The sequence below is a fragment of the Streptomyces sp. NPDC059534 genome (assembly GCF_042743475.1).
Classification (GTDB): Bacteria; Actinomycetota; Actinomycetes; order Streptomycetales; family Streptomycetaceae; genus Streptomyces.
In genome coordinates, this window is record NZ_JBHWAQ010000022.1 from 1 (window position 1) to 19,076 (window position 19,076).

General features: G+C 70.9%; 25 protein-coding genes, 1 tRNA gene and 1 pseudogene. 11 read left to right on the forward strand and 16 right to left on the reverse strand.

Features of this window, described 5'->3' with window-relative positions:
- From ACFVZH_RS24730 to ACFVZH_RS24800, 15 genes and pseudogenes are all read right to left on the reverse strand, one after another.
- Positions 1-476 (reverse strand): annotated as a pseudogene (locus ACFVZH_RS24730) (ATP-binding protein); the annotation flags it as partial.
- Position 477: 1 nt separating this feature from the next.
- On the reverse strand, positions 478-1,326 hold the full coding sequence (locus tag ACFVZH_RS24735; RefSeq protein ID WP_384900357.1) for a bifunctional DNA primase/polymerase: 849 nt from the start codon (positions 1,324-1,326) through the stop codon (positions 478-480).
- A complete protein-coding gene (locus ACFVZH_RS24740) occupies positions 1,323-2,051 on the reverse strand; it encodes a DNA methylase (RefSeq protein ID WP_384900359.1) in 729 nt (242 codons plus the stop codon). Before ACFVZH_RS24740 ends, ACFVZH_RS24735 begins: the two co-directional genes overlap by 4 nt.
- 84 nt (positions 2,052-2,135) lie before the next feature.
- Entirely contained in the window at positions 2,136-2,486 is a 351-nt protein-coding gene (locus tag ACFVZH_RS24745) for a hypothetical protein (protein ID WP_384900361.1), read from the reverse strand.
- Between the two features lie 4 nt (positions 2,487-2,490).
- Complete coding sequence (locus ACFVZH_RS24750) at positions 2,491-2,679, reverse strand: hypothetical protein (RefSeq protein WP_384900363.1); 189 nt, start codon at positions 2,677-2,679, stop codon at positions 2,491-2,493.
- A 202-nt stretch (positions 2,680-2,881) separates the two neighbouring features.
- Positions 2,882-5,008, reverse strand: coding sequence for an FtsK/SpoIIIE domain-containing protein (locus ACFVZH_RS24755; RefSeq protein ID WP_384900365.1), 2,127 nt, complete (start codon positions 5,006-5,008; stop codon positions 2,882-2,884).
- Between the two features lie 89 nt (positions 5,009-5,097).
- Positions 5,098-5,286 carry a hypothetical protein gene (locus tag ACFVZH_RS24760; RefSeq protein ID WP_384900367.1) on the reverse strand — a complete coding sequence of 63 codons (189 nt, stop codon included), beginning with the start codon at positions 5,284-5,286 and terminating at the stop codon, positions 5,098-5,100.
- Positions 5,283-5,471 (reverse strand): DUF6257 family protein, encoded by a 189-nt coding sequence (locus ACFVZH_RS24765; RefSeq protein WP_384900368.1) that lies wholly within the window; start codon positions 5,469-5,471, stop codon positions 5,283-5,285. Before ACFVZH_RS24765 ends, ACFVZH_RS24760 begins: the two co-directional genes overlap by 4 nt.
- Positions 5,472-5,569: 98 nt before the next feature.
- A complete protein-coding gene (locus ACFVZH_RS24770; protein WP_384900370.1) occupies positions 5,570-5,770 on the reverse strand; it encodes a hypothetical protein in 201 nt (66 codons plus the stop codon).
- A gap of 1 nt (position 5,771) precedes the next feature.
- Positions 5,772-6,152 (reverse strand): DUF6251 family protein, encoded by a 381-nt coding sequence (locus tag ACFVZH_RS24775; protein WP_384900372.1) that lies wholly within the window; start codon positions 6,150-6,152, stop codon positions 5,772-5,774.
- A complete protein-coding gene (locus ACFVZH_RS24780; protein ID WP_384900374.1) occupies positions 6,149-6,421 on the reverse strand; it encodes a hypothetical protein in 273 nt (90 codons plus the stop codon). Before ACFVZH_RS24780 ends, ACFVZH_RS24775 begins: the two co-directional genes overlap by 4 nt.
- Before the next feature lie 11 nt (positions 6,422-6,432).
- Positions 6,433-6,762 carry an RRQRL motif-containing zinc-binding protein gene (locus tag ACFVZH_RS24785; protein ID WP_384900376.1) on the reverse strand — a complete coding sequence of 110 codons (330 nt, stop codon included), beginning with the start codon at positions 6,760-6,762 and terminating at the stop codon, positions 6,433-6,435.
- Positions 6,759-7,892, reverse strand: a complete 1,134-nt coding sequence (locus ACFVZH_RS24790) for a conjugal transfer protein (protein ID WP_384900378.1) — start codon at positions 7,890-7,892, stop codon at positions 6,759-6,761. Before ACFVZH_RS24790 ends, ACFVZH_RS24785 begins: the two co-directional genes overlap by 4 nt.
- Positions 7,889-8,173, reverse strand: coding sequence for a hypothetical protein (locus ACFVZH_RS24795; protein ID WP_384900380.1), 285 nt, complete (start codon positions 8,171-8,173; stop codon positions 7,889-7,891). Before ACFVZH_RS24795 ends, ACFVZH_RS24790 begins: the two co-directional genes overlap by 4 nt.
- Positions 8,170-8,436, reverse strand: a complete 267-nt coding sequence (locus ACFVZH_RS24800) for a DUF6284 family protein (protein WP_384900381.1) — start codon at positions 8,434-8,436, stop codon at positions 8,170-8,172. Before ACFVZH_RS24800 ends, ACFVZH_RS24795 begins: the two co-directional genes overlap by 4 nt.
- Positions 8,437-8,897: 461 nt before the next feature.
- Here ACFVZH_RS24800 and ACFVZH_RS24805 point away from each other — a divergent pair, with 461 nt between their 5' ends.
- Together ACFVZH_RS24805 and ACFVZH_RS24810 are read left to right on the forward strand one after the other, a co-directional pair.
- A complete protein-coding gene (locus ACFVZH_RS24805) occupies positions 8,898-9,656 on the forward strand; it encodes a GntR family transcriptional regulator (protein WP_384900384.1) in 759 nt (252 codons plus the stop codon).
- A gap of 40 nt (positions 9,657-9,696) precedes the next feature.
- Positions 9,697-10,284: a GNAT family N-acetyltransferase gene (locus tag ACFVZH_RS24810; protein WP_384900386.1), complete on the forward strand. Its 588-nt coding sequence runs from the start codon at positions 9,697-9,699 to the stop codon at positions 10,282-10,284.
- A gap of 178 nt (positions 10,285-10,462) precedes the next feature.
- On the opposite strand, the gene ACFVZH_RS24815 is transcribed toward ACFVZH_RS24810, so the two are convergent.
- The gene (locus ACFVZH_RS24815) at positions 10,463-11,752 is read right to left on the reverse strand and encodes a hypothetical protein (protein ID WP_384900388.1); all 1,290 of its coding nucleotides are present in this window, start codon (positions 11,750-11,752) and stop codon (positions 10,463-10,465) included.
- Positions 11,753-12,233: 481 nt separating this feature from the next.
- Here ACFVZH_RS24815 and ACFVZH_RS24820 point away from each other — a divergent pair.
- The 9 genes from ACFVZH_RS24820 to ACFVZH_RS24860 all read left to right on the forward strand — a co-directional run bounded on the left by ACFVZH_RS24820 (position 12,234) and on the right by ACFVZH_RS24860 (position 19,052).
- Positions 12,234-12,439: transfer RNA gene (locus tag ACFVZH_RS24820), tRNA-Arg, on the forward strand.
- 158 nt (positions 12,440-12,597) lie between these two features.
- A complete protein-coding gene (locus ACFVZH_RS24825; RefSeq protein WP_384900389.1) occupies positions 12,598-12,795 on the forward strand; it encodes an antitoxin in 198 nt (65 codons plus the stop codon).
- Between the two features lie 108 nt (positions 12,796-12,903).
- Positions 12,904-13,419, forward strand: coding sequence for an O-acetyl-ADP-ribose deacetylase (locus tag ACFVZH_RS24830; protein ID WP_384900391.1), 516 nt, complete (start codon positions 12,904-12,906; stop codon positions 13,417-13,419).
- Between the two features lie 421 nt (positions 13,420-13,840).
- Positions 13,841-14,146 (forward strand): hypothetical protein, encoded by a 306-nt coding sequence (locus tag ACFVZH_RS24835; protein ID WP_384900393.1) that lies wholly within the window; start codon positions 13,841-13,843, stop codon positions 14,144-14,146.
- Between the two features lie 216 nt (positions 14,147-14,362).
- Positions 14,363-15,529: an acyl-CoA dehydrogenase family protein gene (locus ACFVZH_RS24840; protein WP_384900394.1), complete on the forward strand. Its 1,167-nt coding sequence runs from the start codon at positions 14,363-14,365 to the stop codon at positions 15,527-15,529.
- Positions 15,526-16,470, forward strand: coding sequence for a bifunctional MaoC family dehydratase N-terminal/OB-fold nucleic acid binding domain-containing protein (locus ACFVZH_RS24845; RefSeq protein ID WP_384900396.1), 945 nt, complete (start codon positions 15,526-15,528; stop codon positions 16,468-16,470). Before ACFVZH_RS24840 ends, ACFVZH_RS24845 begins: the two co-directional genes overlap by 4 nt.
- Before the next feature lies 1 nt (position 16,471).
- Positions 16,472-17,509: an acyl-CoA dehydrogenase family protein gene (locus ACFVZH_RS24850; protein ID WP_384900398.1), complete on the forward strand. Its 1,038-nt coding sequence runs from the start codon at positions 16,472-16,474 to the stop codon at positions 17,507-17,509.
- Positions 17,506-17,889, forward strand: coding sequence for a MaoC family dehydratase (locus tag ACFVZH_RS24855; RefSeq protein ID WP_384900400.1), 384 nt, complete (start codon positions 17,506-17,508; stop codon positions 17,887-17,889). The genes ACFVZH_RS24850 and ACFVZH_RS24855 overlap by 4 nt, the downstream gene beginning before the upstream one ends.
- A complete protein-coding gene (locus ACFVZH_RS24860) occupies positions 17,886-19,052 on the forward strand; it encodes a lipid-transfer protein (RefSeq protein WP_384900402.1) in 1,167 nt (388 codons plus the stop codon). The genes ACFVZH_RS24855 and ACFVZH_RS24860 overlap by 4 nt, the downstream gene beginning before the upstream one ends.
- Positions 19,053-19,076: the final 24 nt, after the last annotated feature.

Below are 19,076 nucleotides of genomic sequence, written 5' to 3' on the forward strand. Positions count from 1 at the left end.
CGGTCGATGCCCTTGCCCTCGGTGTCCTTTACCGGGAGGGGCATCTCGCCGGTGAGCTGGGTGCGGCGCCAGGACACCTCCCGCGGGTCGGGGGTCAGGATGTCCCACCCGGTGGGGTGGATGCGGACGGACTTGCCGTCGTCGCGACCGAGGTCGAGCCAGGTGGCGCCGTCGAATCCGGGGGCGACGCGGATGTGGGTGGGCTGGACGTCCTCGGTGAGCGCGAGCGCTTCGATCAAGTCGAGTGCCTCCTTCAAGGCGGTTCCGTTGAAGACGCCGTGGCCGTCGCGGAACAGGCCGACCATGAGTTCCTGGCGGTGGCTGCCGGACGTGCCCTGCGATCGGATGGGGCGGGCGACGGGGTGGCCGTTGCGCTGGGCGTAGACGGCACCGTCGACGGTGCGGAAGTACCGGAAGTGGCTCTGCGCGTAGTCGGTGATGACTTCGCGGGCCGGGGTCTTGTCGTCCTCGGACATGTCACATCCCCAAAGCGGACTGGGCGTTGGACCACGCCTCCGTGCAGTGCCGGTCGGATTCGCCCCTGGCGTGCGCGGCGGCGAAGAGGCGAGCGATGTGGGCCTCGGTGAGGCAGCCGCACCGACCATGCGCGGACAACACCGCCAGGAACGTTCGGTAGACGGTGGTGTGGATGGCGCCGGCCGCGTCGGTGATCCGCTGCTCGGCCATGGCGATGCCGCGCTCCAGATAGGCGGGCGAGCGGTGGCGGCACTCGCCACCGCCGGCGGGCACGGGCATCGAGACCGCGCGCGGGTAGGGGCGGTTGGTGGTCGGCGCCTTGTTGGCCAGCGCGCGAACGACGTCCGGCAGGTCGGCCATGGTGCCGGTGCCGGGGCCGAGCCAGCGGGCGTAGGACATGGAGGACTTCAGGTCCACGCCGTCGCGCACGCCGTTGACCGACCGCAGGGTGCCGGAGTAGATCCAGTGCTCACCCCGGGTGGTGGCGACGGTCCGGGTGGGCGGGAGGGTCTGGCGGGCCCAGGTAACGGCGGCCTGGTGGTCCAGGTCGACGACGGTCACCCCGGCACCGCCCGGGTGGTAGGCGACGGCCTCGGCGCGGCTCCACGCGGCCGTCCAGGCCGGGGAGGAGACGACGGTGGGGTCATTGGTGGCGGCGGCCCAGGCGTGGCAGGGCCGGGGGCAGGCGCAGGGGCCGGGGGCCTTCATGTTCGGCCGCCCGCCGCACGCGTTGTTCGCGCAGGCGGCGCAGTTGCCGAACGGCATCTTCCCGGGACGCAGCGGCAGGACGGGCAGTCCTCCGGCGGCAAGGTTCAGCGCGGTGCTGAGGGGCGCAGGCAGGGACGTCATGCCGACACCTCCGCCCGAACCTGCGCGAGGAACTGGGCGCCGATCCAGTGGCTGTAGGCCGGGGGGATGGCCTCGGTCAGTTCCTCACGGACGTCGGTCCACGTGATGCCCATCGCGGCCTGAAGCTCGGAGACGGACGGCTTTCCGCCGCCGTTGCCGTACGCGGCGACGTACGGGCCGTCGAAGAACTCCCCGTGCCGCCAGCCGCGCACGCGACCCCGGTGGGGCACGTGCGCGGGCTGGACGACGCTCCAGTGGCCCAGTTCGAAGTTCCGGTGCCGCAGGACGCCGAGCCCGAACCGCTCGCCGCACAGGGTGAGGTCCTTGCGGATCTCGGCCTTGCCGTTGGGCTGCTCGATCACGTACGGCAGCCCGGACGCCTCCAACAACACTCGCGTGGGCGGGACGAGGTCGACGTGGGTGCCGCCCCAGCCGCGCGACTGGTTGGTGCCCACGGTCAGGGCGCATCCGGCCTGGCAGGGCGGGGAGGAGTGGACGAACGCGAACCGCTCGATCTCCCCCGACGCGATCAGCCCGGAGAGGTACTCCAGGGCGTCGGCCTGGACGAAGGTGAACGGGTAGCGGGGTCGCGGGGCGATGTCGACGCCGATCACGTCGAATCCGGCGCGCCTGTAGCCCATTCCTGCGCCACCGGCGCAGCAGAACAGGTCGAGAAGTAACGGCCGGGTGGCGCGCTCTCGCGGATTGTCGGTGGGATGGGTCATGCTGGGGGTCTCCAGTTCTCTTGTGTATTGCTGGAATGAGGGCGGCCCCGACTCTGGCGAGATGGGGGGCCGCCCTTCTTGCTGTCACGCGGCGAACAGGCCGCGCTGCCCCGGCTCGACGTCGATGTCGACGACGCCACGCCGAGGGGGGTCGGTAGCGACCGGCGCGAGGATGGTGACGCGCTGATCCGTGGTGGGTCCGTCGTTGTGGAAGCGCCAGGTGCCGACGTCGTGCTGTTGCGGCTTGGCCTTGGTGGCGACCGTGTAGCGGCGGGGCTCGTCGGTACGGGCGGCGTTCCAGTCCTCCGCGCACACCTTGTGGACAACCTCACCGGCGTGGGACTGCATGGGGGTTGATCGGCCGCACAGGCAGCAGGGCCGGCCCTGGGTGTGGTCGAAGTGCCGGGCGTCGCCCCAGTCGAGGAGGTGACCCATTGGGTCAGAGCTGGGAGACGGCCTGGATGAGGCTCTCGGTGAGCTGGTTGATCGGTTTGGCGGCGCCGGTGGAGGCGAGGAAGAAGCCGAATCCGGCGGCGGTGAACGCGGCGCCGGGGCCGAGGGTGCGGGAGCGCAGGAGGAAGAACAGGACGAGTCCGAAGAGGGCGACGAGCGAGAGGCTGATGGCCACGGGGTTGTTCTCCGTTCGGCTGGTGTGAAGGGTCAGGGAGGGAGGCAGGCGAGGGCCCGAACGGGCTTCTAGAGGCCGTTCAAGGGGCCTGAGCTGGGGTGCCTCCCTGCCTCCCTGGATGGGTGTTTGTGCTGATCAGAGCCAGGGAGGCGGGTCAGGGAGGCGGTCAGGGACTTCTCCCTGCCTCCCTGCCGCCTCCCTGTCACTCGGCGACGGAATCCGACATCTCGTCGGCCCGTCGGGCGAGCGCGTCGGCGACCTTGAGGCCGTCGACGTGCATGCGCCCGTCCGTCTTGCGGGGCGGGGCGCCGGCGGCATCGAGGACCTGCTTCAGGTTGGCGAACGTCCACTCGCGGTACTCGCCCGGATGCGCGGCGGCGAGGCGGCGCAGGACTTCCTGAGTGAGCATCTTCGACTCGCTGCCCAAGGCGGCGGCGATGTCGGCGAGCGCGTCCGCAGCGGTCTCGGGCGGCTCGACTGCGGTCAGGGTGGTGACCCCGTTGCGCAGGTCCCTGGCCCTCTGCGCGATCGCGGCGGCAGCGTCGTCGTCGATGTAGTGGGTGCGGACGGTGATGGCGGTCTGTCCGGCCGGAATCTTGATGCCGTCCGAGGCGACGACGAGCGTGCCCTTGTCGAGCCCCTGCCGCAGCAGGTGCGGGGCGGCGCCGCCGTCGATGGCCTTGTCGCCCAGTGCCATGCGAGCCTGTGACTCGGTGCCCAGGACGAGCGATGCGCGGGTGTGGGCGCCCTCGCGGACGACCTTGGGCAGGTTCTCGTCGGTCGGGTCCTGCGTGCCCTGCCACAGCAGCACGTCCACCGCGCGGCCCTGGTTGTGAAGCTTCCGGACGGCCTGAAAGTACCGGGACGTGACCTTGGTGCCGCCGAAGGGACGCCTGTCGTCACCGACGGCCGGGCACATGAACGCGACCTGTGCCTCATCGACCAGGACGATCAGCGGCGGGAACTTCTCACCCTTGGGCGCCAGGATCCGGCGCTCCATCTCGCTGACGGCAGCCTCGACCATCTCGGTCGCCTCGATGACCTGCTTGTCGGTCGGGCCCTGGATCAGGACGTCGGCGATACCCGTGAACATGTCCCAGTCGCCAACGCCCTTGAGGTCGGCCATCCAGAACTTGACGGACCGGTCCAGCGCGAGCCACAGCGCAAGGGCCCGCAGAGAGGCGGTCTTGCCCTGGTTGGACACACCGGTCATCAGCATGTGGCGCTGAAACAAGCTCATCCCGGCAGCGTCGCCCCGCAGGTCCTGACCCCAAGGGGCCTTGCCGCTCTTGTAGTCGGCGGTCATCGTCGGGTCTGTGACCAGCGGGGACGGACTGATCGGCTCGTCCAGCGCTCCGGAGTCCGCGATCCAGAGGCGGACCGTGCGGGCCGCTTCGGGGATCGTGATGAACACCTCGTGCTCGTGCCGGTTGAGGTTCTCCGCGAGCTTCTTGCGCCGCTTTTGGATCTCCTCCGTGGACACCCCGGACGGCAGGGTGACGTCGACCTCGACACCGCATCCGGCGATCCGGATCGGGCCGAGCATCGCCGCGCCGACGTCGCCCATCTCCTTGATGGCCTTGCGGAGCGTGGCGATGCCGAGGTCGCGCATGGCGGTGACCACGATGGACGGGGTGATCGGCATTCCGGCGTCGTCGGACCGCTGACGGTCGGGAAGAGCCCACTGCGGGGCGGTGGCCCGCTGCCTGCCGACGGCCCAGAGTCCGGCGAGCGCGAGAAACGGCCCGACGACCATCAGCGGGCCCCACACCAACTGCACGAGGAAGACAAGCAGCCTGATCAGCTCGATCAGCGCCATCAGCGGCGTGAAGACGTCGCCGGGGTCCTTGGTGGCAATCGCCAGGGCGATCCCGATGGCGATCAGTCCGCCGATGCCGCCGGCCGCACCGATCGCGGCACTCTTCGCCAGGTCCTGCGGGGCGGTGAGCAGGTCCATGCGCCGCTTGTGCCGCTCGATACGGAAGCGGTGCAGGCGTTCCTCCCACTCGCCGGCGGCCTCGTAGTTCCCCGCGGCTTCCGCCGCCCGCAGGAGACGTTCGTAGCGGGCGCCGGTCCGCCCGTCCCACGCGCGGCGGGCCGTCACGCGGGTGCCGCCCAGGACGTAGGCGCCGTGGCGGACCGTGAGGCGGGCGGCCTGGCGGGTCCGCTCGTGCCTGACCACGCCGCTCACGGCACGGGAGGTGCGGACGAACACCCGTAACGGGCGGGGCTTCTGGGCGGGGTCGGGAACCACCGTGAGGGGCACGGCCAGGGCGGTGGGCTCTTGGATGGTCGGGTCCTTGAACAGGGGGACCACGTTGTCGGTCATGCTGGGGTTCTCCTGCTGCTCGAAAGGGCGGAGGGAATGGGCCCGGGGCGGTCGGGTGCTTGGCGGCTGTCGGCCGCCCCGGGGCATAGCTACGTGCGTTTCGGCGTGAGCTTCACGGGTCCGCAGGGCTGGTAACCGGCGGCCTGCACCGACTCGATGACGCCCTGGCGGGCAGCGGCCTCGCTGTGGGAGTGGACCAGGCTGCTGTGCTTGCCCAGGCGGCCCTTGCTGTCGGTCGCGTAGACGGTGAACTTCCAGGTCGACAGGGCCGCGCTCACTTCGCGGCCCGCTTGCGCGCCTTGTCGATGACGCGCTCGACCTTGGCCTCCAGGTCACCCTGGTAGACGGTCTCTCCAGCGATCCCGCGCTTGCACATGCGGGCGACGTACCAACCGACCTGCACCTTTTCACCGGCGGTGAGCGGCGGGGTCTTCTCGTCGTTCTCGTTGCTCTTGCTGGCCACGACATGGTCCCTTCCGGGGCCGGGGCTGTCCCGACTCCCCACCCACCCCCGACCAGGGAGGCTCGGGGGTGGGCAGGCAGGCGTCAGACCCGGACCGGTCAGCGGCCGGGCGTGACCTTGCGCAACTCGTGGGCGTGGCACAGGACCGGGGCGATCAGCCAGCTGATCCGGTCCACCGTCCACCGGCCCTCGGTGAGCGGGCCCGGGGGGACCTCGTCGAGGATTCGTCCGGTACGGCCCACCGCCCTCGGGTCGTCCTCGCACGCGACGATCAGCACCTTGTCTCCGGCGTTGAACACGTCACTTCCCCTTCCGGCGGGTGCGGGCGAGGGTCTTCGCAGCGGCCTTGCCGTCCGGGCCGCCGACCGACTTCACGACGCTCACCACGCCCCAAGCCATGACTGCGGCCAGGAACGCGAGCAGGGCCAGGTTCGCGGCGATCGCGGTGAGCGCGCCGACGAGGAGCGGGCCGAAATAGACCCCGGCGGCGACGGTGCCGGCGCCGATGCCGGAGCCGAGGGCGATCCGCTGGACGGTGCGGTCCGGCGGCGCCTGGTGGATGTGCTGATGGATCACCTGCGGCATCGGCACGGACTGGATCGGGGTGGGGAGGTGGTCGGCGTAGGTGTAGGTGCCGTCCGGGAGCTGTACGACCCGGACCGGCTCCGGGAGATGGTTCACCGGGACTCCTCGGTCAATGCAGCCGTCGGGATGGTGACGATGTGGGTGATGTCGTCGGCGCCACGGTGGGCGACCGCGAGTCGGGTGTAGAAGACGCGGATGCCGTGGCCGTCACGGTCGATCGTCTGGTGCACCTGCGCGTTTTCGGCGGTGGGTTGGTCCGACTCCACGACCGACAGGGCCAGGGACGCGGGCACCGTCATGTGGTGGGAGTAGACCGTGACGTCGCCCGTCGGGCGGACCAGGATCTGAATGGTGGCGTTGAACATGAGCGGCCTCCTCAGGAAGCGGTGGGGTAGGCGCAGGGGGTGCACATGCCGAGCGAGGGCGGGATGCGGTATCCGGGGTCCCGCCCACACTCGGGGCAGATCCGTCGGGCCGCGTTCGCTCGCTCTAGTGCCGCCCACCGGGCCGGGGTCATCGGCCGGACCGGGGCGGCGAGGTCGATCCGGTAGAGGAACGCGACGAGCGGGCCGCGTCGGCGGCGGGGGCGTTCGAGCTGGGCGACGACCGGCTGACCGGCCGGCCGCAGACCCGCCGCGCGGAGCTGTCGGAAGGTGGCCAGACCCTCGGGGGCGAAGCGCCATCGGTAGACGGGGAGCGTGCTCACGACGTCTCACCGCGCTCTTCCTTGAGGGTGTCGCGCAGCCACCGGCCCTTCTCCGGAGAGGTCCGGAGAGCCTTGCGGATGCCGTCGGCGGTCAACTGATCGACCGCCCACGACTCGGTCAACTGCCGAGCCTCCGCGAGCAGCTCATCCTTGGTGCGGCGCGGTTGGGTCGACTTCGCGACGTCCGGCACCCGTCCGGTCGCCCGGCGGCGGGGGGCTTCCTCGGCCGCGATCGACCGCGCCATCGCCCGACCGGTCGACCCCTCGGACACTGCCCGGGTGGACTCTTCCTGACCGATCGGCCCGGGGTCGACCGGAACGGGTTCGAGAGCCGGTACGGGCTGGTCAGAGGTAGACCGTTCCATACTGGTCTGTTCTGATTCCTCCGCATTCATGGGGTGGATCGGTCGGGTAGATCGATCCACCTCCAGCTCCACCACCACCCCGACCGGTTCGTCGACCGATCCGGCGGGCAGGGCGAGGGCGGTCGGGACGCCGAACATGTCGGCGAGGGCGGCGTCAGCGCCGGTGGTGACGCGCTGGCGCTGGACGTCGAGCAGCCGATCGCCCAGGGCGATGTCCCCGGCGCCGACCTTCCGGGCGAGCTTCCAGGACTTCAGTTCCGACTTCTTCCGCACCGCCTCGTCGGGGTGGTTGGCGGCGCGGGCCCGGTGATAGGCCAGGGCCTGGACGATCGCGGCGGCGTGCGCTTCGGCCTCGGCGTCGCGCCCGTCGCGGTAGACGACGATCCGGCGGGCGAGGAACGCCGCCCCCTCGGCGGAGGCGGTCATGCCCATGGGGGTCAGGGCGTAGATGACCATCTCGCCCGGGGTCTTGGCGGCCGTGGCGGACATGGCCGCAGCGGCGGCGGGAAGAGCCCACAGCCCCGCCCGGATCACCCGGGGCGATGACTGGCCCAACAGGGTCAGGCCGAGCAGCACGATCGCCAGGACTGCGGTCGCACCCTCACCGGCCGCGACCGCACCCACGGCCGTGCCGGGACCATAGGCGGCCTTGATGTTGGTGTAGGTGCCGTACCCTCCGGCGCCGCCCGTGGCGAGCATCGGCACGAACGCCGCCCCCAGTACGCCCTTCTGGAGCTTGCTCAGCTCCCTGCCGGCGGCGCTCACCGCTTGCCCTCCGAGGTCTCGAAGGTGAAGGGGGTGTAGGTGACGGGGGTGTGTGCCGTGAAGCGGCGGATGTGCCGGGCGGTGTCCTCCAGGGCCCCGGCGCCGGGGTGCCTCAGCAGGGCCGAGAGCCCGATCAACACGTCCGTCGCGCGGCGCTCCAGCAAGCGGTAGTGCTCGCGCTCGTCGGCCCGGTCGATCGCGGGGATCGGGATGTCCAGGGCTTCCACGATCGCGGCCAGCAGCCCGGTCGCGTCGCCGTTGAGGTCGGTCAGCCTGCTCACGCGACACCGCCCGCCTGCGCCAGGCCGGCGCGGTTGGTCAGGTCCCGGCGCTCCGCCAGCACTCGGTTACGGGCCCGGCGGATACGCCGCTCGTCCAGCATCGTGGCCGGACGGTCAAGGGTCATGATCTCCGCGTCGAGCAGGTCGACCTCCGCCAGGATCAGCGGCATCTCCCACTCGATCGCGTCCAGCTCCGCGTCCGACGGCTCACCGACGGACGGGGTGGCCGTAACAACGGCCTGAAGTGCAGCGATGGACAGCATTGGGTGTGTTCCTCTCAGACAGGAACGGCCCGAAACGACCCCCCGGTGTTCGCGCACCGGGGGGTCTCGCCGTTAGAACCAGAAACTCCGGCTCCCCTCAACCCCGCCCGTACGGCACCCCGCGAGGGGACCGGACGGGCAGAGGAGGCAACCGGCCGCAGCGTGGCTGCGGAGTTGGATGTCCGTTCTGACGGCCGCTCTCCCCAGGTGCGGGTTGCGGTGCGCCCTCTGTTCAGTTCTCAAGTCGACCCGAGCGCTCGGGGCGTATCAGTCGACAACTCGACGACCGACACGCGCTCCCGAACTGGCTTGCATAGCTACGTACCTGACACCCCGTCTGGCTTGTCTGGAGGAGTGACGTGCCATCAGTTTGTAGATGCAGGGTTGGCGAGTCAAGCCCCCTGGTCTAACTTGTACGGAGGAGTTGGTTCGATGCCGGAAGGGGCACCGTGCGACGTGGCATGACGAAGGCTCAGGAAATTGCCGCTGATCTGCGGGATCAGATCGCGAGGGGGACGCTCACCCCCGGCGACCCGCTGCCGAGCGAGTCGAAAATGATGGCGGAGTATGGCTACAGCCGAGAGACGATCCGCGCCGGCGTGCGCGTGCTCGTTGATGAGGGGCTGGTCGTCACCGGCCAGGGACAGGGCAAGTACGTCCGCGAGGACTACCCACCTGTGGTGTGGAACTGGTCGACGCTAGAGAGCCGCAGCCGACACGAGAACTCAGCCGAGGGGAAGACTGCCGGGGATCAGTGGGCCACTGCTGTAGCTCAGGAGGGCAAAGCGCCCAGGCAAGAGATCACGGTGTCCATCGTCGAGCCGCCGAGGCACGTTCGTGAATCCCTTGCTCTGCCGGATGGCGGCTTGGCCGTCGCTCGGAAGCGGATCCGGTACGTCGACAACCGTCCGTACGCGTTGGCGGATTCGTACTTCCCTCAGGAGCTGGTTGCGGGCACTCTCCTGATGGAGCCGCGCGACGTCTCGGCTCCGGGCGGGGTACTCGCGTCGGTGGGCTTGATCCAAGCCAAGTACTTGGACGAGATCGCGGTTCGCATGCCGACGAAGCAGGAAGCAGAGCTGTTGGCGCTGCCCGCAGCAACGCCGGTAGCGGAGCACACCCGCACCGGCTATGACGCGGACGGAAAGCCGCTGCGTTGCATGGTCACTATCCTCCCCGGAGACAGGCACAAGATCCTCTATGAAGTCGACACCGACTGAGTTCCTCCGCCCCGCGAGGGCGGAGGATGTACCGGCCCTGATGGCACTCCGGACGGAGGCTGAGTCTTGGCTTGGGTCCAAGGGCACTGATCAATGGAGCGATCCTGAGACGGGGGCCAAGGCGATCACGAAATGGCGTGCGTCGATCGATGAGGGGCGCGCTTGGGTGGTCGAGGGGGACTCCGGCTCAATCCTGGCGACCGTGAGCCGTGGCCCCGTGGACCGGGACTTTTGGACGGATGACGACCGCCCGGAGTCTGCGCTTTACCTGTACAAGTTGATCGTCGGCCGCAGCACGGCCGGCCGACGTCTTGGGGAACGCATCGTTGACTGGACGTCCAAGCTGGCAGCGATGGAAGGACGCGACTGGGTGCGCATCGACACCTGGCGTACCAACTCGGGGCTTCACTCCTACTACGAACGTCTCGGGTTCACGCATGTCCGGACAGAGGCGCCCGCGCACCGTCGGTCAGGGTGGCTTGCACAGCGTCCAGTCCGTGTCTTGAGCCTGCCCGAGACGCCTCTAGTAGTAGGTCGCGCCGAAGAGGGTTCCCGTCTGTCCGGGGCAGTTCCGGGCGCGCGTGGGCCATCTGTGGGCCAGGAGTCCGCCGAATCGTCCGAAGCGTAGGGAGCGTGCAGGTCGCAGGCTTGCAGCCGCTGTGTGCCGGGCGGTCTTGAAAACCGTCGTGGCGAGAGTCACCGTGGGTTCAAATCCCACACCCACCGCAGACGAACGGCCCCTGACCGGATGGAACGGTCAGGGGCCGTCGGCGTTCCCGGTGCCGTGGCGAGGGGAGCGGGTGGGTTCAGGGGTGGCTGCGGGCCTGTGGGTCGTTCAGGCAGAGGGCGATGTTGCGGACCGCCGCGGTGAGTTCCTCGATCACCCGGGCCGCCTGCTCCGCGTTGTGGAAGACCGGGCGGTCCGTGAGGGAGCGGCTCAGCTCCTCCGCGGCCCGGACGGCGGGGCCGGCGTCCCCGGCGGCTACGGGAGGGGCCGCGGGCACGGGCGCCGCGCTCTGAGGGGGAGGCGGAGGGGCGGAGGGGTACGACTCGGGCTCCGTCCGGTAGCCGCCGAAGGACGGCGAGAAGACGCCGGAGCCGACGGCCAGGGAGGTGCGCGCCTCCTCCCGGATGTGCGGGACCGCGAAGTGGTTTTGCTCGTGCTGGCGGACCGCGAAGTGATCCTGTACGTGCTGGGGGACCGCGAAGTGATCCTGTACGTGCTGGGGAACTGAACCCTGTCCGTGCTGGGGGACCTGAGCCTGGTCGTGCTGCGGGACTGGGACTGGGGCCGGGGCCTTCCCGTGCTGGGGGGCCGGGGCCGGGGCCGGGTGCTGGGACTGGCGGGCCCGGGGCAGGAGCAGGTGGTCGAAGCCCGGGAACGCCGGCGTGGTCGGGTGCGCGGCGGGCTGGGGGTACTCGCTCTGCCACTGCGCGCGGTAGTACTCCACCTGGTCCTCGCAGGAGGAGCGGGAGTGGAAGACCGCGGTGTCGTCGCCGAGGTCCGGGTACCAGAGGTTGGGGCCGGGGAAACGTACGGTCCGCATGCGGGGCTTGATCTGCTCGGCGCACCCCATGCAGCAGCCCTCCGGCACGATGAGCGGGATGCCGCCGCTCTGCTCCGGACGCCGGGGGCCGCCCTCCGGGCAGTACTCCCCGTGGTGGCAGGGCGGCAGTTCGCCGCAGGCCCGGCAGACGGCGTAGTGCTCGGGGAGGACCTGCCAGTCCAGGCTGGCGGGGGCGCACCAGTGCTTCACCGCCGACCGGGGCAGGTTTTCGTCGCGCAGCACGAGCACCACCGGTCGCCTGTAGAACTCGGCGCGATCGGGGGCCGGTTTGAGCGCCTGGTTCTCGGCCCGCCGCAGTTCGTTGGCGTGCCACCACAGCTCCACGTGGTCGCGCCATGCCTTCTCATAGGATTTCGGCCATGAGTTGTCGGGGTAACCGGTGATCTCCAGGACACGCCACGCCCGCCGGTCCAGCACGACGATGGAGCCGGCCCGGAGCCGCAGATGTGTTCCCTTGCCGTCCTCGTCCGGCCAGTTGTGACGGCCGATGAGAGTGGGCTGGTCCGGGAGCCACCTGCGAATCTGCATGACACGCTCCTAGGCGACGAAACCTCATAGTTTCAACTGGGGCAGTAGGTGACATTCTGAACAATCTAGGCGTCGGCTTGGGGTTAGACACGCACACAGCGCTGATCGATTGAGGGCCGGAAACGCCTTCTGAGCCGGGCATTTCGCTTCTCCCGCCCGACGGGATCCGGAGGCGCGCGTCCCCACGGGGCGGCTGCCGCGGAGCCGGGCGTGGCGTCCCGACACCCACTCGTACGCGTGACGCCGCTTCCACCGTCGTCAGCCCGTACGTATGCATCATCCCGTGCGGTGGCCGCCGGCTGCTCCGGACGGGGGTTTCCGGGTCCGGAGAGGTGGTAAAGCGGCCGTCCCCCCGCGGACGGGGCCGGTAGGGCCCAGGAACCGCGGAGACAGGGGTGTGGAGATGCGCGTCGTGCATCGCCGCCCCACCCCCGCAGCCGGTACGCTCCAGCCCGCTCCAGCCCAGGTGGGCCGGGGCGAGGGTGGGTTGCCCGAGCGGCCCAAGAGGTCCTGACAGAAGCAGCGGACAGTGTGACTGTCGGCTTGGATCCTGACCGGCAGGCTTTGTGCGGGATCCTGTTTCGTGCTCCACACACGTCCAACGCCTTTGTCAGGACTTCTAAGAGAACGGTCTTCGAAACCGTCGTGGCAGCGATGTCACCGTGGGTTCAAATCCCACACTCACCGCAGCAGGTCGGCGCATGCGCCGACGAGGAGGGGCGTCCTGGTGAAGGGGCGCCCCTTCGTCGTGTGCGGATGCCAGCCGCACGGAGCCGGCTCTGCGGATGCGGATCGGGTGGGGTGCCGTGATGCTGGAGGGGCTGGAATCGCGCTAGGAGGCCAGGATGTCCATGATGGACAAGCTCAAGGGAATGCTGAAGGGCCACGAGGAGCAGGCATCGCAGGGCATCGACAAGGCCGGCGACCTCGCCGACGGGAAGACCCAGGGCAAGTACAGCAGCCAGGTCGACACCGCCCAGGAGAAGCTCAAGGAGCAACTGGGAGACCCGGGCCAGGGCAAGGATTCCCCGCCCCAGCAGTAGGACTCCGCCGGGCCCGCCGTGGCGGGCCGGCGTTTCGAAGGGGTGCCCCGGGTTCGTACCGGGGCACCCCTTCGGGGTTCAGGGAACGAGTGGAGGAAGGGGCCCTTCGTGGTGCGGATCGTGCTCGTGCAGGGGGACATCACCGCCGAGGCGGTGGACGCGGTGGTGAACGCCGCCAACTCCTCGCTGCTCGGGGGAGGCGGAGTCGACGGGGCCATTCACCGGAGGGGCGGGCCGGAGATCCTGGCTGCCTGTCAGGACCTGCGGCGCTCGCACTACGGCAAGGGGCTGCCGACCGGGCGGGCCGTGGCGACCACGGCGGGGCGTCTGCCGGCCCGGCATGTGATCCACACGGTGGGGCCGGTCTGGTCGCGGGACGAGGACCGCTCGGAGCTGCTGGCCTCCTGCTACCGCGCGTCGCTCCGGGTGGCCGACGAGCTGGGGGACCGTACGGTCGCGTTCCCGGCGATCTCCACCGGCATCTACGGCTGGCCGATGGAGGACGGCGCCCGGATCGCGGTGGAGACCGTACGGGCGGCCCGCACCGAGGTCGAGGAGGTGCGGTTCGTGCTGTTCGACGCGCACGCGTACGCGGCCTTCGAGGAGGCGGTGGGGGAGCGCTAGGCGCCGGCTCCCGGCGTGGTCGAACGTTTTCTCCGCGTTGAGGAACACGCTCGATTCCTTCGCGCCCGCGGACGCGCCGTCGCAGCCGTCCGCGTGCAGGATCGGCGGAGAAAGTGCCGGAACGCTTCCTCCCTTGCGCCGCACCGGCCGTGCCGGTCCCGACCCCTCCCCGCCCCGGTGAGCTGCGGCTTTCATCGGACTGCCGGGGTTTATCGGCTTGTCCTCACGCTTGCGGGGGAATCGGCCGCTCCGGGGTGGTTCGCCGGGGATTCGGTGGGCAACTCTGGAGTCGCGACGTCGAGCAGGAAACGACCGAGGCGGCAGGCCAACTGCCTTGGGAATGGCCGTACTTCAGATCACTCAGAGCAGTTCAGAGCAGTTCCGTGCAACAGCATCGGTTTCAGTTCCCGGAGGAACACACATGGCAAGCATCCGTACCGCCCGCATCCTCGCCGCTGCCGCCGCCCTGCCCCTCGCCGCCGCGCTCTTCACCGGGGTGGCCCAGGCCGACAACGGAGGATTCGCGGACGACGGATCGAACACGAGCGTCGCCACGATCATCGGCAGCGGCGTGGGTGGCGACAACCACGGCAACTCCACCACGACGCAGCAGGTGGCGACCGGCTCCGGTGCCTCCAACCAGAACAACACCGCGAGCGTGAACGGCTCCGCCTTCACCCACATCGACCAGTCCAACGCGGTGGTCAACTTCTACCCGTGGTGGTGACGACAGCACCCGAGCCGGCCCGACGGGGGGCGTGACCGCGGTGTGAACGACGGCCCGCGCGACGGTACTTCGGTACCGTCGCGCGGGCCGTCGCGCGGTCGTGCGCCGGTGCTTCGCGAGGTCGCGTTCCGGTGTCGCGGGGGTCTCGGCCTTGACAGGGGTCCTGAATCTGACGGACAGTCAGAAACCTCAGTCGTCCCACGGGAGGCCGTCGCCGTGCACCTCGCCCCGACCGAGCGGCAGCTGCGGCTGCGCGCCGAACTCCGCGCGTACTTCCGGGAGCTGATGCCCGAAGGGCCGCCGCCGCACGACGACACCGGCGCCCAGCGCCGGCTGCTCCGGCGGATCGGCGCCGACGGGCTGCTCGGCCTCGGCTGGCCCGAGGAGTACGGCGGGCAGGGGCGGGGCCCCGACGAGCAGTTCGTCTTCTTCGACGAGGCGTACCGCGCCGGCGCACCCGTCTCGATGGTCACCCTCAACACCGTCGGCCCCACGGTGATGGCGTACGGGACCGAGGAGCAGAAGGCCGCCTTCCTGCCCGGGATCCTGCGCGGCGAGACCGTCTTCGCCATCGGGTACAGCGAGCCCGAGGCCGGTACGGACCTCGCCTCCCTGCGGACGCGGGCGGTCAGGGACGGCGACTCCTGGGTGATCGACGGGCAGAAGATCTTCACCTCCAACGCGCAGAACGCCGACTGGATCTGGCTCGCCTGCCGAACCGATCCCGACGCGCCCCCGCACCGGGGCATCTCGATCGTCCTCGTCCCCACCGACGCCCCCGGTTTCTCCTGGACCCCGATCGAGACCGTGGGCGGGCTGACGACGACCGCGACGTACTACGACGGCATCCGGGTCCCCGCGGGCAACCTCGTCGGGCCCGAGCACGGCGGCTGGGGGCTCATCACCAGCCAGCTCAACCACGAGCGGGTCGCACTCGCCGCGATCGGCATGCAGGCCGAGGACTTCTTCGCGGCCGTGCTCGACCGGGCGCGTACCCCCGATCCGGTGACGGGGCGGCGGCGCATTGACGAGCCGTGGATCCGGATTCGGGCCGCCGAAGCACACGCCCGGCTGGCCGCGACACGCCTGCTGAACTGGCGTTTGGTGGGGGACGTGGGGGCCGGTCGACTGGCCCCTGGTGACGCGAGCGGAGTGAAGTTCGCGGGAACCGAATCGGCGGTGGAGGTGTATCGAATATGTCAGGAGATCGCGGGCGGGGCGGGGACGGTGCGAGCGGGATCGCCGGGGGAGTTCGACGGCGGTGAGCTGGAGCGCATGAACCGCGCCGCGCAGATCAACACCTTCGGGGGAGGGGTGAGCGAGGTGCAGCGCGAGATCGTCGCGAGGATGCGGCTCGGCATGAAGGGGAGGGGGCGGCGATGACCCGCACGGAGCGGGACGACCCGCTTTACGAACGGCTCGTGGCCTACGAGGGCCGGTCCGCCGCCACCGCGGGCACCGGCAAGGACCCGGTCAACCTGCCCATGATCCGGCACTGGTGCGAGGCCATGGGGGACGACCACCCCGCCTACCGGGGGCCGGACGCGATCGCACCCCCGACGATGCTCCAGGCGTGGACGATGGGCGGCCTCTCGGGGCACACGGACCGCTCCGGGGCGTACGAGGAGCTGTCCGCGCTCCTCGACGGCGCCGGGTACACCTCGGTGGTCGCCACCGACTGCGAGCAGGAGTACCTGCGCCCCCTGCGGCCGGGCGACGAGATCACCTTCGACGCCGTCATCGAGTCCGTCTCGCCGCGCAAGACCACCAAGCTCGGCACCGGCCACTTCGTGACGACCCGGATGGACGTACGGGCGGGCGGCGAGCTCGCGGGCACCCACCGCTTCCGCATCCTCAAGTACGCCCCCGCGGCCCGGCCCGCCAGGACCGCCGGGCCCGCGCCCGAGGAGGAGCGGCCGAAGCCCAGGAGGCCGCGGCCCGTGGTCAACCGGGACAACGCCGGATTCTGGGAGGGCGTGGCCGCGCACCGGCTGCTCATCCAGCGCTGTGCCGACTGCGAGGCCCTGCGATTCCCGTGGCTGCCCGGCTGCGCCGACTGCGGTTCGCGGGAGTGGGACACGGTCGAGGCGAGCGGCGCCGGCACGGTCTTCTCGTACGTGGTGATGCACCACCCGTCCTTCCCGGCGTTCGATCCGCCCTACGCGGTCGGGCTGATCGAACTCGCCGAGGGCGTACGGATGATCAGCAACGTGGTGGGGGTGCCGTACGACAAGGTGCGGATCGGGATGCCGGTGCGGCTGGAGTTCCTGCGGGCCGACGAGGAGCTGGAGCTCCCCGTCTTCCGCGCGGGAGGGGAGGACTGACATGGACTTCACCCCCACCGAGGAGCAGGAGGCGGCCCGGGACCTGGCCGGGCGCATCTTCGGCGACCTCTCCACCCACGAGCGGCTCAGGGCCGCCGGCACCGCCACCGACGCCGAGCTCTGGAAGGCCCTCTGCGCGGCCGGACTCCCCGGCGCCGTCGAGGAGACCGGCCTCCTCGGCCTGGTCCTGCTCCTGGAGGAGCAGGGCCGCGTCACGGCCCAGGTGCCCTTCGCCGCGAGCTGCGTGTACGGGATCCTCGCCGTCGCCCGGCACGGCACGGAGGAGCAGCGAGGCCGGCTCCTGCCCGGCCTCCGCGACGGCACGACGGTGGCGACCGGAGCCCTCCCGGCGTCCGGCACGGTCACCGCGCGCGACGGGCGGCTCAGCGGCACCGCGGAGTGGGTGCCGTGGCTCCGGGACGCCACCCACGTCCTCGTCCCGGACGAGGACCGCGCCCTGTGGCTCGTCCGCACCGAGGACGCGGCCGCCGTCGAGGCCGTCGAGCTCACCGCGCCCTGGTCCGCGGGCCGGCTCGTCCTCGCCGGGACACCGGCCGAGCGGCTCGGGGGGCCCGGGCCGGGGACCGCCTACGCGGACGTGCTCGCCGCCGCGCGGATCGCCTTCGCCGGCCTGCAGGCCGGGGTGTGCGCCGGGTCGCTGGCCAGAGCCGTCGCGTACACGTCGGTGCGGGAGCAGTTCGGCCGGCCGCTCGCCACGCACCAGGCGGTGCAACTGCGGGCCGCGGACGCGCACATGGACACCGAGGCCATCCGCGTCACCGCCTACGAGGCCGCGTGGCGGTTCGACGAGGGCCTGGACGCCTCGGGCGCGGCCCTGACGGCCGCGTGGTGGGCCTCCGAGGCGGGGAAGCGGGTCGTGCACGCCGGCCAGCACCTGCACGGCGGCATGGGCGCGGACCTCGACCATCCCGTCCACCGCCACTTCCTGTGGGGGCGGCAGCTCGACGCCCATCTGGGCTGCGGCACCGAACTCCTCGCCGAGCTCGGCGACCTGCTCGCGAAGGGGGACCTGTCATGAAGCCCGGGGACGAGTTGCCGCCGCTGCGCATCCCGATCACCCGCACCCTGATCGTCGCCGGGGCCGTCGCCTCCCGCGACTACCAGGACGTGCACCACGACGCCGAGCTGGCCCGGGAGAAGGGATCCCCGGACATCTTCATGAACATCCTGACCACCAACGGGCTCGTCGGCCGCTACATCACCGACCACTTCGGCCCCCGGGCCGTGCTCCGCAAGGTCGCCATCCGGCTCGGCGCACCCAACCACCCGGGCGACACGATGGTCCTGACCGGCACGGTCACCGAGGTGGACGGGAGCACGGTCGGCGTCCGGGTCGTCGGGGCGAACGGGCTCGGGAACCACGTCACCGGGACGGTCACCGTGGAGGTCGCGCGATGAGCCTGCGTACCCGGGACGAGCTCGGCGGCCGGGCGGCCGTCGTGGGCATCGGCGCGACCGAGTTCTCCAAGGACTCGGGCCGCAGCGAACTCTCCCTCGCCGTGGAGGCGGTGCGGGCCGCGCTCGACGACGCCGGCCTCACCCCCGCCGACGTCGACGGCCTGGTCACCTTCACCATGGACACCAACCCCGAGATCACCGTCGCCCAGGCGTCCGGCATCGGCGAGCTGTCGTTCTTCTCCCGCGTGCACTACGGCGGCGGGGCCGCCTGCGCCACCGTGCAGCAGGCCGCGCTCGCCGTCGCGGCCGGCGTCGCCGAGGTCGTCGTCTGCTACCGGGCGTTCAACGAGCGGTCCGGGCGCCGCTTCGGCTCAGGAGTCCAGCAGCGCGAGCCCTCCGCCGAGGGGGCCGCGCTCGGCTGGCAGCTGCCCTTCGGCCTGCTCACCCCGGCCTCCTGGGTCGCGATGGCCGCCCAGCGGTACCTCCACGCCTACGGTCTGACCCCGGACGCCTTCGGGCACGTCGCCGTCACCGACCGGCGGCACGCGGCCCGCAATCCCGCCGCCTACTTCCACGGGAAGCCGATCACCCTCGCCGACCACGCCGCCTCGCGCTGGATCGTCGAGCCCCTCCGGCTCCTCGACTGCTGCCAGGAGACCGACGGCGCCCAGGCGATCGTCGTCACCTCCGTCGAGCGCGCCCGTGACCTGCCGAACCCGCCCGCCGTGATCCTGGCGGCGGCGCAGGGGGCCGGACGCAGACAGGAGGCCATGACCAGCTTCTACCGGGACGACCTCACCGGGCTCCCGGAGATGGGCGTGGTGGCCCGGCAGCTGTGGCGGACGTCCGGGCTCGCGCCGACCGACATCGACGTGGGGATCCTCTACGACCACTTCACCCCGTTCGTGCTGATGCAGCTGGAGGAGTTCGGCTTCTGCGGGCCCGGGGAGGCCGCCGACTTCGTCGCGGCGGACGCGCTCCCGCTGAACACCCACGGCGGCCAGCTCGGCGAGGCGTACCTCCATGGCATGAACGGCATAGCGGAGGCCGTACGCCAGCTGCGCGGCACCTCGGTGAACCAGATACCCGGCGCGGCCCGGACCCTGGTCACGGCGGGGACGGGGGTTCCCACGTCCGGGTTGATCCTGGGCACGGACGGCTGATGCGACGGGCCCAGCGGTGGCCGG